This window comes from Aeromicrobium piscarium (assembly GCF_007421815.1).
Classification (GTDB): Bacteria; Actinomycetota; Actinomycetes; order Propionibacteriales; family Nocardioidaceae; genus Aeromicrobium; species Aeromicrobium piscarium.
The window spans coordinates 1-12845 of record NZ_VLNT01000002.1; the positions used below are offsets into that span (position 1 = coordinate 1).

The window sequence follows — 12845 nt, forward strand, 5'->3', positions numbered from 1 at the left end:
AAGGTAGCGTCAGGCATGTCGAGGTCTTCCAGATGGATAGCGTGAGAACTTCCATCATCGGGAGACCTCGACGTCTATCGCCGGACCGACGCGCTCACTCGTTCTACACCCTCAACTGGGAAGAGCCGGGAAAGCTCTGAAGAAATCCCACCGGGTGCTGGTCGAGGACGGCCAGCCACATCCGGACCGGCGAGCGACCGTCGAGCCGATCGGCCAGCACGTGGCGGGCATCCTCGATGCCCGCGAAGACCCGCGGGAACCAACGCAGCACATGTGGTTCGTTGCGCCAGCTCACCAGAATCGGAAGATCGGACTCGACGAACGAACGAAACTGCCACATCGACGTCTCACTCGATGTCGTCGGCGGCCTCGTCCAGGGCCTCGCGTACCACCGCGAAGGCGACCGACGAGCTATAACCCTTACGCGCCAGAAGACCCGCGAGACGCCGCATCTGCACCGTCCGGTCAAGGCCCCGCAAGCTCGGCAATCGGCGCTCGACCAACTGGCGTGCCGCCTGGTGCTCACCGTCGGTATCGACCTCATCGTCCAGTACCGTTCGGGCGAGCTCGTCGTCGATACCCTGACGGCGCAGCTCGACAGCGAGGGCCGGCCGGGCGAGACCTTTGACCCGTTGACGCGATTCGACCCACGTCCGCGCGAAGCGCTCATCGTCGACGAGACCGACGGTCTCGAGCCGATCGAGCACCGCGGTGGCGACCTCCTCGGGAACCGCCTTCTTGGCCATCACTGTCGCCAAGTCCGCCCGGCTGCGGTCGCGATCGGTCAACCGATCGAGCGCGACCGTCCGGGCGAACTCCTCCAGTTCGGTGCCGGTCAGCCCCTCGGCCGTCCGGCGCGCCATCAGAAGTCTGCGGCCGACAGATCGCCGTCCTCGACGGGCTCGTCGACCTGAGCGCCGATGCCGAGGTTCTCCTTGATGCGCTTCTCCAGCTCATTGGCCAGGTCCGGGTTGTCGCGCAGGAAGTTACGCGAGTTCTCCTTGCCCTGCCCGAGCTGGTCGCCCTCATAGGTGTACCAGGCACCCGCCTTGCGCACGAAGCCCGCGTCGACGCCGAGGTCGATGAGGCTGCCCTCGCGGCTGATCCCCTGGCCGTACATGATGTCGAACTCGGCCTGCTTGAAGGGCGGCGCCATCTTGTTCTTGACGACCTTGACGCGCGTGCGGTTACCGACCATGTCAGTGCCGTCCTTGAGCGTCTCGATACGGCGCACGTCCATACGCACCGACGCGTAGAACTTGAGCGCCTTGCCGCCGGTGGTGGTCTCGGGTGAACCGAACATGACGCCGATCTTCTCGCGCAGCTGGTTGATGAAGATCGCCGTGGTACCCGAGCCGTTGATGGCACCCGTCATCTTGCGCAGCGCCTGGCTCATCAGCCGAGCCTGCAGACCCACGTGGCTGTCGCCCATCTCACCGTCGATCTCCGCTCGCGGTACGAGCGCGGCCACCGAGTCGATGACGATGATGTCCAGGGCGCCAGAGCGGATGAGCATATCGGCGATCTCGAGCGCCTGCTCCCCCGAGTCGGGCTGCGAGATCAGCAGGGCATCGGTGTCGACGCCGAGCTTACGGGCATAGTCCGGATCCAGCGCGTGCTCGGCATCGATGAACGCCGCGACACCGCCCGCTCGCTGAGCATTGGCGACAGCGTGTAGGGCGACCGTGGTCTTACCCGAGGACTCCGGGCCGTAGACCTCCACGATCCGGCCACGCGGCAGACCACCGATGCCGAGGGCGACGTCGAGCGCGACGGCACCGGTCGGGATCACCTCGATGGGTGCCTTGGTGCGGTCGCCCAGGCGCATGACCGCACCATTGCCGTACGAGCGAGAGATCTGGGCGATCGCGTTGTCGAGAGCCTTGTCCTTGTCGCCTTCGGCGCCGACGGGGGCCTTGGACGCGGTGTTCTTGGCCATGAGGCGGGTCCTGTTCTGTGTCGTGGGTGGCGGGCCATCTTCGACGGTAGAAGAACCCACTGACATTCGTGAGCCTCGTCGACTCGTCTGTGGATGACGGTTCTTCCTCGTCCAGCCTGTGGATCAAAGTCTAGGCGAACACGTGTTCGATCGCGCGCGACACGCCGTCAGGCCACGAAGACGCAGAAGGGATGCCCCTGGGGATCGGCGTAGACGCGCAGCGGCTCCTCGGGATCGTCACTCCGGTCGAGCAGAAGCTCGGCCCGCAAGGCGAGCAGACGATCGTGCTCGGCGTCGAGTTCAGCGACATCTTCGACCGTCAGGTCGAGGTGGATCTGCTGCGGAACCGTGCCATCCGGCCACGTGGCGCGCGTCAGCTGCTCAACCCGCTGGAAGGCGAGCCCGGGGCCGCCGTCCGGATGACGAAGGACCAGCCACTCGGGCCGTGGACCGGAGTCCGCGTCACCGGAGCGGTAACGCCAGCCGAGCACCTGGCGCCAGAACTCCGCGAGGCCCCGCGGGTCCATCGTGTCCAGGACCGTCTGTCGCAGTCGCAACGCGACTCACCGCTCCGAGGCCGGCAGCTCGAGGACGGCATGGACGGCGCGCCAGACGCGCTGCGGCGGCACCCCGGCATCGAGGGCCTCGTCGACGGTGCGGTCGCCCAACGCGGCGATCGACTGCTGTGAGGCCCAGGAGGCCGAGTACGCGCTGCCGAGGTGCTGGTCCATCCGCGCCCAGAACTCGCTGTGGCGCATCAGGCGGCCGAGACCTCGACCTTGCTCGGAGCGATGCTGGAGACCGTGGCCAGCTCGGCGGCCTCCTCGACCTCCATCAGGGAGCTGACGTCCAGCAGGACCTTGCTGAGCGGCACGTCCAGGGCGGTGGCCAAAGCGGCGAGCAGCTCCGAACTGGGCTCCTTCTGGCCGCGTTCGACCTCCGAGATATAGCCCAGACTCACCCGTGCTCGCGCCGAGACATCGCGCAGTGTGAGGCCCTGCGCCAGCCGGCGCGCGCGGAGCACTTCGCCGACGAGCTGTCGCATCGTGGTCATGGGCTCCTCCTGACGTGGTCTTCGCCTGTGGTCAACGCGGACCGGAACCCGCTTGTTCCCTCAGCCTAGCGCCCAGCAGTGACAGCGCCGCGTCCACCGCCCCGGAACGGACCTGTTTCCGATCGCCGGAGAGATGGAGCTCCTCGGCGATCGCGACATCATCGGGCCCCGCCACGGCTACGAAGACCGTGCCTTGTGCACGACCCTCGGAGGGCCCGGGACCTGCCACGCCGGTCGTGCTCACGCCCCAGTCGGCGTCGAACTCGCGACGGGCCCCCGCGGCGAGAGCGGTCGCGACCTCCGCGCACACCGTGCCGCGCTCCGCGATCAGCTCGGGGGGAACACCGAGCAGGGCGGACTTCATCTCCGGCTGATAGGCGACGATCCCTCCGCGGACGACCTCCGACGCGCCGGGAGGATCGACCAGCGCGGCGCACACCAGGCCACCGGTCAGGGACTCGGCAGTGGCGACGTGCTGGCCGGCGGCGGTCAGCGACGCGACGATCTCCTCGGCCTTCACCGTGCCGGCGTCCTGGAGAGCCGACGTGCCTCGACGACGTACTGCACACCGGTAACGACCGTGACGACCACCGTGGCGGCCATCACACCGTGCGTCACCCACCGGAGCAGATCCGAGACGAGGTTGTCCCAGAGCTCGAAGGGCAGCAGATATCCAGCGATGGCGAAGGCCTGCAGGACGGTCTTGAGCTTGCCGCCACGGCTCGCGGGCATCACCACGCCCCGTCGGACCATGAAGAACCTCATGACGGTGATACCCCACTCGCGCACGAGCATGAGGATTGTGACCGTCCAGAACAGCCAGTGGTCGAAGATGATCGCCAGCCCGACGAAGGCCATGCCGGTGAGGGCCTTGTCGGCGATCGGGTCGGCGATCTTGCCGAAATCGGTGATCAGACCGTGCTTGCGCGCCAGATCGCCGTCGATCTTGTCGGTCGCCATCAGCAGGACGAAGGCGACCCACGACCAGACGCGCAGCCACTCGTCCTGCCCGCCGTCGATGAGCAGCAGCCAGCCGAACAGCGGGACGCCGAGGATCCGGATCACCGTCAACACGTTCGCGATGTTGAGGTTGCTCGGAGCAGCGTCCTTCTCGGTCATGGTGTTCAGTATGGAGTACGCCGGAAGCCCTCAACCGGCCCGCCCTCGGACTCCCCCACCGATCTAGGGCACGGCGCGGTGGTTAGGCGTCCATTCCCCGCTGGCCGCGGTGGGACAGCGTCCATCTGATCCTCGGGGAAGGACGCTCACCCACCGCTCGCCGTCGAGGATGGACGCCTACTCACCGCCCAGGGGGCTCAGCCGGCCTGGATGCTGGCGAGCATGTCGGGGAGGTCATCGGGCTTGACGAGCACGTCACGGGCCTTCGAGCCCTCGCTCGGCCCGACCACACCGCGGCTCTCCAGGATGTCCATCAGACGACCCGCCTTGGCGAAGCCCACACGCAGCTTGCGCTGCAGCATCGAGGTGGAGCCGAACTGCGTGTTGACCACCAGCTCGACCGCCTGCAGCACGAGATCCATGTCGTCGCCGATGTCATCGTCGAGCTCCCGCTTGGCCTGCTGCGGAGCCGTGACATCCTCGCGATACGAGGGTTTCAGCTGTTCCTTGCAGTGCTCGACCAGCGTCTGGATCTCACTCTCGTTGATCCAGGCCCCCTGCATGCGCATCGCCTTGTTAGCGCCCATCGGCAGGAACAGGCCATCGCCCTGGCCGACGAGCTTCTCGGCTCCTGGCTGGTCGAGGATGACCCGGCTGTCGGCCAGCGAGCTCGTGGCGAATGCCAGCCGGCTCGGGACATTGGCCTTGATCAGGCCGGTCACGACGTCCACGCTGGGGCGCTGGGTGGCCAGCACGAGGTGGATGCCCGCGGCACGCGCCAGCTGGGTGATGCGCACGATCGCGTCCTCGACGTCGCGGGGGGCGACCATCATGAGGTCCGCGAGCTCGTCGACCACGACGAGGAGGTACGGGTAGGGCGCGAGCACCCGCTCACTGCCCGGCGGCGGCTGCAGCTTGCCCGATGAGACGGCCTTGTTGAAGTCGTCGATGTGCCGGTAGCCGAAGGCCGCGAGATCGTCGTATCGCAGATCCATCTCCCGGACGACCCATTGCAGGGCCTCGGCCGCCTTCTTCGGATTGGTGATGATCGGCGTGATGAGATGCGGGATGCCCTCATAGGCCGTCAGCTCGACGCGCTTGGGGTCGACGAGGATCATCCGGACCTCGTCGGGCGTCGCCCGCATCAGCAGCGAGCTGATCATCGAGTTGACGAAGCTCGACTTACCCGAGCCGGTGGCACCCGCGACCAGCATGTGGGGCATCTTGGCGAGATTCGCCAGCACGAAGCCGCCCTCGACGTCCTTGCCGAGACCGATGACCATCGGGTGGTGGTCGCCGCGTGCCTTGCTCGACCGGAGGACATCGCCGAGCGAGACCATCTCCTTGTCGACATTCGGGATCTCGATGCCGATCGCCGACTTGCCCGGGATGGGGCTGAGGATACGCACCTCATTGGAGGCCACGGCGTACGAGATGTTCTTGCTGAGGGCGGTGACCTTCTCGACTTTGACGGCCGGGCCGAGCTCGACCTCGTAGCGGGTGACCGTCGGTCCGCGCGTGTACCCGGTGACGGTGGCGTCGATCTTGAACTGCTCGAGCACCTCGGTGAGCCGGTCGACCACGGCATCGGACGCCGAGGTGCGCGCCTTGGGCGGCGTGCCCTCGCGGAGGGCACCCGGGTCGGGCAGGGTGTAGACGATGTCGCCCGAGAGCGCCAGCTGCTCGGCACGGACCGGGATCGGCTCGATCGGCTTGCTCGACGCCGGCGCGGGCGGTGCGGCGGGCTCCTCCTCCATCGCCGACAGCGGAGCGGGCTCGGGCACGTCGATATCGTGTCCGGCCGCGATATCGACCGCGTCAGGCTCCCCCGGCCCTTCGACGAGGGGATTGTCGAAGGGCTCGTCGGCGGCGTCGAAGGTCGTGCGGGGGTGGCGCTTGCGCGCCGGGGTGGTCGGCGCCGGCTCAGGATCGGCCTCGTCGGCGTCCCGATGGCGCCCCAGCAGACGGTCGCGTCCGGCCCGCAACCGCCCCGGTACCGCGTACAGCGGCGTGCCCGTCACCACGAGCACCCCGAAGATCGTCAGCAGCACCAGCAGCGGCGCGACCACGAAGGGACTCTTGAGCAGGTCGATGAGGATCGCCGAGAACAGGAAGCCGATGGCGCCACCGGCCTCCCCCATGCTGCCCGCGCCGTCGCCCGGGCGCGGGACGTCATGTGCGAGGTGCACGAGTCCGAGAACACCGCCGCAGATCGCGCTCCAGCCGATCACCTGCCGGCCGACGGGGCCGTTGCGGTCGGGGTGGCGCAACGTACGCCAGGCGATGACCACCAGGACGATGGGGATCGCCCAGGCGAGCAGGCCGACTGTGCCCGTAGCCGCCTGGCGGACTCCCCTGCCCACAGCGCCCGAGACATCCCACCACACCGCCGCGGCGGTCACGATCGCGATCGCGAGAATCGCGAATCCGACGCCGTCGCGGCGCTGCGCTGGGTCCAGCTCCTTGGCGCCCGTGCCGACGCTGCGCGCGACAGCCCCGGTGGCGCCGGAGATGCCGGACCAGACCGCCCGTACTCCACGCCCCACCGCCTGCACCGCGGTGCCCGCGGGGCTGGGGCCGGAACGCGCAGCGGACTTGGGCGCAGGCTTGCGCGCCTGCGGCTTCTTCGCCGCAGGCTTCTTACGGGCCTGGCCTCCGGACGGTCGCTTCTGCGACGGGGAAGACGTTCGGGTCGCCATGTTCCAAGGCTAAACCACGACTCGAGGGTTGCCCGGTTCCGACACTCCCCTCCCCCTGGCCCACGGCTCCGGATATGGCCGGTGATCCCACCGTGACCTGTCGTCGACGGTCCCCGGCCGCCGGCACGAGGCGTGCGCGGGCGAGCGGTGCCTGGGCGAGCGGTGCGTGGTCAACCATCGATATCCCCCGGACACGCCGAGGGGGCGCACGTGGAGGTTGATCGGTCACCGATATCGAGGGTGGGCGGATCCCGGTGCCTGGCCAACCACGGACCTCCGCCGGACACAGCAGGCGGCGCACGTGGTGGTCGACCACACACCGCCCACGAGCAGGGGTGGCATCAGCAGACCGCCCCTGACCGACGTGGGTCACCGGCCCATCGCGAGCGATGATCCGCGCGCGGTGGCACGGGCGAGCACGAGCGAGATCACCCCGGGCTCGCCGGCACCGGCGCTGAGAAGCGGTGCCGTCACCACATCGGCTCCCAACCGGCCGATGCGGCTCGTCGCCTGCGACATCGTCAACGCGTAGATCGAGACGACGACGCGCCGCTGATACGCCCGGGCGATGTCGATCGCCTCTGCCAGCTCCGGCCCGCTCATGTCACCGGCGACATGCACCCGACCGCCCCAGACCGCGCTGAGCAGTCGCGCTGCCTTCGCGATGTCGTGCCGGGCGCGCACCGAACCCGCGGGACCGGCCGCGAGCACGATCGAATCGCCCGGCCGCGCTCCCGCCTCGATCAGCCTCCGCACCCCGAGCTCGGCGAGCAACCAGTCCGGTCCGATCGGCGCCGCCACCGTGACACCCGGCAGCGCCGAGGCGAGATGCCGGAGCCGCGCCTCCACCTCGTCGTCATGCCAGAGCGTCAACGGCACCACGACCCGCCGGCCAGGAAGCTGCGCCACGACCTCGGCGACGTCCGGGTGCTGGGTGCCGACGAAGGCGTCGACGACATCGAACTCCCGCGTCTCGCGCCGAACACCCTGCACCACGGATGCAAGCGCGGCGCGCCCCGCATGCGTCTCGACGCCCTGCGCGCACACCACCAAGGTGGCCTTCGTCATCTCTCATCCCCGATCGGCGCGGCCCGGGTGGCCGCCTCCCGACCAGGGTGACGAGCGGCTGTTTCGCTGAGGTTAAGCGTGGTGACGGAACCGGTTACGAACCGAGAACCGCCGGCTCAGGCCTCGACGACGATCGGCACGATCATCGGTCGGCGACGGAGCGTGCGTCCGGCGTACGAGCCGAGGATCCGGCGCATGACCTGCTGCAATTGCCGCGAGTCGCGCGTACCGTCGCCGAGCGCCTCCTCGAGGGCCGCGACGAGTTTCGGGCGGACGCCGTCGAACACCGTGTCGTCCTCGGCCAGGCCGCGTGCGTGGATATCGGGGCCCGTGATGATCTTGCCGTTCGTGGAATCGATCACGACGACGGCCGAGACGAAGCCCTCCTCGCCGAGCACCCGGCGGTCCTTCAGCTCCGAATCGGTGAGGTCACCGACGGAGGAGCCGTCGACGTAGACGTAGCCGCAGTCCACGGCCCCGACGATCCGCGCGTGCCCGTCGATGAGATCGACCACGTAGCCATCCTCGGCGAGGATCACATTCGGCACGCCGGTGGCCTCGGCCAGCGCCGCATTGGCGTGCAGATGGCGGATCTCACCGTGTACCGGCATGACATTCTGCGGCCGGACGATGTTGTAGCAGTAGAGCAGCTCACCGGCCGAGGCGTGACCGGAGACGTGCACCAGCGCGTTGCCCTTGTGCACGACGTGCGCGCCGAGCTTGGTGAGGCCGTCGATCACGCGGTACACGGCATTCTCATTGCCGGGAATCAGCGACGAGGCCAGCAGCACCGTGTCGCCGGGCTCCAGGCTCACCTGCTGGTGGCTGCGATTGGCGATGCGGGACAACGCGGCCATCGGCTCCCCCTGCGAGCCGGTCGACATGAGCACCATCTTCTCCGGCGGTGCCGCGTCGACCTTGTCCACCACGACGCCGTCCGGGACGTGCAGATAGCCCAGCTCGCGCGCGATCTGCATGTTGCGCACCATCGACCGGCCGACATAGGCGACCTTGCGTCCATGCTTGGCTGCGGCATCGAGCACCTGCTGCACGCGGTGCACGTGGGACGCGAAGGACGCGACGATGATCCGCTTGGTGCTGCGGGCGAACACCGCGTCGATCGCCGGGGTGATCTGGCGCTCGGCGGTCGTGAAACCCGGGACGTCCGAGTTGGTCGAGTCGGTGAGGAAGAGGTCGACCCCCGACTCACCGAGCCGCGCGAAGGCCCGCAGGTCGGTGATGCGCCCGTCGAGCGGCAACTGGTCCATCTTGAAGTCGCCCGTATGCAGGGCCACGCCCGCCGGCGTCTTGATCGCCACGGCGAGGGCATCGGGGATGGAGTGGTTGACCGCGACGAACTCACACTCGAAAGGCCCGAAGGAGAGCACGTCTCCCTCCGAGACGATGTGCTTGGGCACCTGCTTGAGGCGGTGCTCCTTCAGCTTGGGCTCGAGGAGGGCCAGCGTGAGCTTCGAGCCGATCACCGGGATATCGCCGCGTTCGCGCAACAGATACGGGACCCCGCCGATATGGTCCTCGTGCCCGTGAGTCAGCACAATGCCGACGACATCGTCGAGACGGTCGCGGATGGGCCCGAAGTCGGGCAGGATCAGGTCGACCCCCGGATGCTGCTCCTCGGGGAAGAGCACACCGCAGTCGACGATCAGCAGCTTGCCGCCGAACTCGAAGACAGTCATGTTGCGCCCGATCTCGCCCAGGCCGCCGAGCGCGATGACGCGCAAGGCGTGCGGAGCGAGCGCCGGAGGCGGGCCAAGCTCGGTGTGCATGTGACTCATCGATTCACCTGCCCGAGGCCTCGGGGCACGTACAGTGCGCGGCTCGTCTCCATGTCCGTCATACGGTTCCTCACGTATCAGTCGAGCAGGCCCACGGCGGCCAGACCTTCGCGCACCATCGCGATCTCCGACTCCTCGATCGGCGGCAACGGGGGCCGCACCGCGAGAGAGTCGAGGACACCGCGCAGGTGCAGCGCGATCTTGGCCGTCATGGCGCCCTGCGTGTGGGTCATCATCGCCCGTACCAAGGGCACGAGCTCAAGGTTGAGGCGACGCGCCTCGGCAAGATCACCGGCATCGACGGCCTCGACCATCCGGCGATAGCGGCCGGCCGCCGCGTGACCGACGACGCTCACCACCCCCGCCGCGCCGATGCTGAGCCAGGCGAGGTTCAACGAGTCGTCGCCGGAGTAGAGGGCGAGACCGGTGTTGGCGAGCAGCCACGCACCGCGTTCGAGGTCCGCCACGGCGTCCTTGACGGCGACGACCTCGTCGAGGCGGTCGAGGGTCAGGTAAGTGTCCTCGGCGATCGTCATGCCGGTCCGGCCGGGGATGTCGTAGAGCATGATCGGCGTGCCGTCACCGGCCGCTGCCACCGCTTCGACGTGCAGCACGAAGCCGTGCTGCGGCGGCTTGGAGTAGTACGGCGTCACCAGCAGCAGCCCGTGGGCACCGGCGCGAGCCGCCTGCTCGGCGAGCTCGACCGAATGGCGGGTGTCGTTGGTTCCGACACCCGCGATGACGGTCGCCCGGTCACCGACGGCATCGAGGATGGCACGCAACAGCTCGCCATCCTCGGCCACGGTCGTGGTCGGCGACTCGCCTGTGGTGCCGGAGACCACGATCCCGTCGTTGCCGAGATCGACCAGATGCGAGGCCACCTTCTGTGCCGCGTCCAGGTCGAGCTTGCCGTCGGCCGAGAAGGGCGTGACCATGGCGGTCAGCACACGGCCGAACGGAGCGGACGACGAGGCGAGCGGCGAAGTCATGCTCCGAGGCTACCGCTTGGACCGCCGCCGGGTCTGTGCAGGATCACCCGAGCAGGATCGCCAGTTGGCGCGACTGCGCGACGAGGTTGCCATCGCTGTCCCACAGCTCGCAGTCCTCCTCGTGGTAGCCACCGCTCACGTGCCGGGTGAACAGCCGGGTCGCGATCCAGCCGGGAGCCGGGAGGCGTCGCAGATGCACCGTCAACTGCACGGTCATCGATCCGTTCTCGCCGATCTCCATGACGGCTGGGGCGAACGAGTCACACAGCAGCGCGAGGGCCGGGAAGTCGATCTCCCGTCCTCCCCGCAGTCGTTGCCACAGCGTCACCGTCGGGTCCCCCGAGGGCGCACCGGTGGCCCACCCCGGCGCCGTCGGGAGCCGGTACTCGACCTGGCCGAAGATGCCGTCGGGAGGCATCCCCTCGGCGATCGGGTCCAGGCACGAGTCCGGCTCGGGCAGGATCGGCGCCTCTGCGAAGTCCTCGCGCCGCGCCCCGTCCCCGTGCACGCCGAAGTTGACGACCGCCTGCGCAACCTGGGCGCCCTCCTGGTCGAGGCGTGCCGTCGCCGTCTGCACGCGCCGGCCCGAGCGCAACACCTCGGTGTCCAGCTCGGCCTCTCCCACCGCCGGCGATCGCAGATAGCTGATCTCGGCGACGAGCGGGTCACCCGCCTCGGGTACCTCATCGGCCACGCCGCGCAGCATGGCGGCGAGGAGGTACCCGCCGTTCGGCTTCCCCAGCGGCGTGTTCCATCGGTCGGTCAGCGTGAGCACCCGACGCCCGGCTCCGACCGGGCGCGACGTGGTGTCCTCGAGATACGTGTCGTCGTTCACGCCGTCATCATGCCCGATCGCTCTGACGCTACGCCGTGGTGCTTCTCGTCCGTTCCGATGCGCGCAGCGCGGTAGTGAGGACGATGGCCGCGACGATGCCCACAAGCGGCGGGATCGCGATCTCCCAATGATCGGAGGCCCAGGCCAGAGCGCTGGCGACGGCGTAGACACCGAGATTCCTGACGTCGAACCGCGGCAGCGCGGCACCCGGAGGCATCTGCGAGCGGCGCCAGCGCGCCAGATAATCGCCGATGATGACGCCGCCCAGCGGCGGGATGAAGATACCCAGCAGCACCAGGTACTGCACGAGGTGCTGGTGCATGCCACCGAGCGCGAGCAGCGTGCCGATGATCGATCCACCGATGATGAACGGGATCTTGCGGGGGCGCTCGAAGAGCTCGGCTCCCGCGACGCCGAAGGCGTAGGCAGTATCCGCATTCGACTTCCACAGGTTGCCGAAGAGCAGGAACAGTCCCCAGCCGACCAGGCCGAGCTGGTAGAGGACGAGGACGAAGTCACCCTCGCCGAAGGTGATCGCGCCGATCGCGCCGAAGAGGATCATCAGTCCGTTGCCGAGCAGGAAGGCGATGAGGCAAGCCCACATCGCCTGCGAGCCGCTGCGGGCGAAACGCGTCCAGTTCGGTGCCTGCGTGCCGGCCGAGACGAAGGTGCCGACCACGGTCGTGATCGCCACAGCGGCCGTCATCGAGGTGCTCGGCTCGATGCCGAGGAAGGCGTTCCAGCCGCCGACCTCGTCCAGTGATCGGAACACCACCCAGAACGCGAGGACGAGGATCAGCGGTGTTGCCACCAGCGAGACCCAGTACATGCCCCGGTAGCCGTAGCAGGCAGTGAGGCACATCAGCACGCTGGAGGCGATCATGACCGCGGCCTTCGCCGCGAAGGACTCCCAGTCCATCGCCTGTGCGGTGAGCTCGCCGACCGTCCCGATGATGACGCCGTACCAGCCGATCTGAGTGCCTCCGAGGAGGATCGAGGCGAGCTTGGATCCGCGGGTGCCCAGGCTGTAGCGCGCCATGACCACCGTGGTGAGGCCCGTCCTCGCGCCGATCCAGCCGAGCAGCACGACGTAGGTGCCGAGGATGACCGAGCCGAGGGCGATCATGAGCAAGAGGTCACCGAAGCTGAAGGCGATACCCAGCTCGGCGCCCGCCAGCATCGTCGGCGTGAACACGGTGAAGCCCAGGAGCACGACCGCCAGCGAGAAGAAGGTCTTGCGTGCGTGCCGGGGAACGGGGGTGACGGGGTAATCCGGGTCGACGGCCCCTCCGTCGACCGGCTCGGCGCTCTGGCTCATGACGCGACCTCCCCTGTCTGGACCGAGA

At 68.5% G+C, this 12845-nt stretch carries 14 protein-coding genes; all 14 read right to left on the bottom strand.

What is annotated here, in order from left to right:
* Positions 1-103: 103 nt before the first annotated feature.
* A complete protein-coding gene (locus FNM00_RS02810) occupies positions 104-340 on the bottom strand; it encodes a GNAT family N-acetyltransferase (RefSeq protein ID WP_143911504.1) in 237 nt (78 codons plus the stop codon).
* A 7-nt stretch (positions 341-347) separates the two neighbouring features.
* Entirely contained in the window at positions 348-863 is a 516-nt protein-coding gene (locus FNM00_RS02815) for a regulatory protein RecX (protein WP_143911505.1), read from the bottom strand.
* Entirely contained in the window at positions 863-1939 is a 1077-nt protein-coding gene (gene recA, locus FNM00_RS02820; protein ID WP_143911506.1) for a recombinase RecA, read from the bottom strand. Before recA ends, FNM00_RS02815 begins: the two co-directional genes overlap by 1 nt.
* Before the next feature lie 167 nt (positions 1940-2106).
* Positions 2107-2496, bottom strand: coding sequence for a VOC family protein (locus FNM00_RS02825; RefSeq protein ID WP_246065042.1), 390 nt, complete (start codon positions 2494-2496; stop codon positions 2107-2109).
* A gap of 6 nt (positions 2497-2502) precedes the next feature.
* Entirely contained in the window at positions 2503-2697 is a 195-nt protein-coding gene (locus FNM00_RS02830) for a DUF3046 domain-containing protein (protein WP_143911507.1), read from the bottom strand.
* Positions 2697-2993: a helix-turn-helix domain-containing protein gene (locus tag FNM00_RS02835; protein ID WP_143911508.1), complete on the bottom strand. Its 297-nt coding sequence runs from the start codon at positions 2991-2993 to the stop codon at positions 2697-2699. Before FNM00_RS02835 ends, FNM00_RS02830 begins: the two co-directional genes overlap by 1 nt.
* Positions 2994-3024: 31 nt before the next feature.
* Entirely contained in the window at positions 3025-3513 is a 489-nt protein-coding gene (locus FNM00_RS02840) for a CinA family protein (protein ID WP_143911509.1), read from the bottom strand.
* Positions 3510-4112, bottom strand: coding sequence for a CDP-alcohol phosphatidyltransferase family protein (locus FNM00_RS02845; protein ID WP_143911510.1), 603 nt, complete (start codon positions 4110-4112; stop codon positions 3510-3512). Before FNM00_RS02845 ends, FNM00_RS02840 begins: the two co-directional genes overlap by 4 nt.
* A 197-nt stretch (positions 4113-4309) precedes the next feature.
* Positions 4310-6811 (bottom strand): FtsK/SpoIIIE family DNA translocase, encoded by a 2502-nt coding sequence (locus FNM00_RS02850; RefSeq protein ID WP_185972942.1) that lies wholly within the window; start codon positions 6809-6811, stop codon positions 4310-4312.
* 369 nt (positions 6812-7180) lie between these two features.
* Entirely contained in the window at positions 7181-7879 is a 699-nt protein-coding gene (locus FNM00_RS02855; protein WP_143911511.1) for a sirohydrochlorin chelatase, read from the bottom strand.
* Between the two features lie 116 nt (positions 7880-7995).
* Entirely contained in the window at positions 7996-9675 is a 1680-nt protein-coding gene (locus FNM00_RS02860; RefSeq protein ID WP_143911512.1) for a ribonuclease J, read from the bottom strand.
* 77 nt (positions 9676-9752) lie between these two features.
* Complete coding sequence (gene dapA, locus FNM00_RS02865; RefSeq protein ID WP_143911513.1) at positions 9753-10664, bottom strand: 4-hydroxy-tetrahydrodipicolinate synthase; 912 nt, start codon at positions 10662-10664, stop codon at positions 9753-9755.
* Positions 10665-10707: 43 nt separating this feature from the next.
* Entirely contained in the window at positions 10708-11499 is a 792-nt protein-coding gene (locus FNM00_RS02870) for a thioesterase family protein (RefSeq protein ID WP_185972943.1), read from the bottom strand.
* Positions 11500-11527: 28 nt separating this feature from the next.
* Complete coding sequence (codB, locus tag FNM00_RS02875; protein ID WP_143911515.1) at positions 11528-12817, bottom strand: cytosine permease; 1290 nt, start codon at positions 12815-12817, stop codon at positions 11528-11530.
* Positions 12818-12845 lie beyond the last annotated feature (28 nt).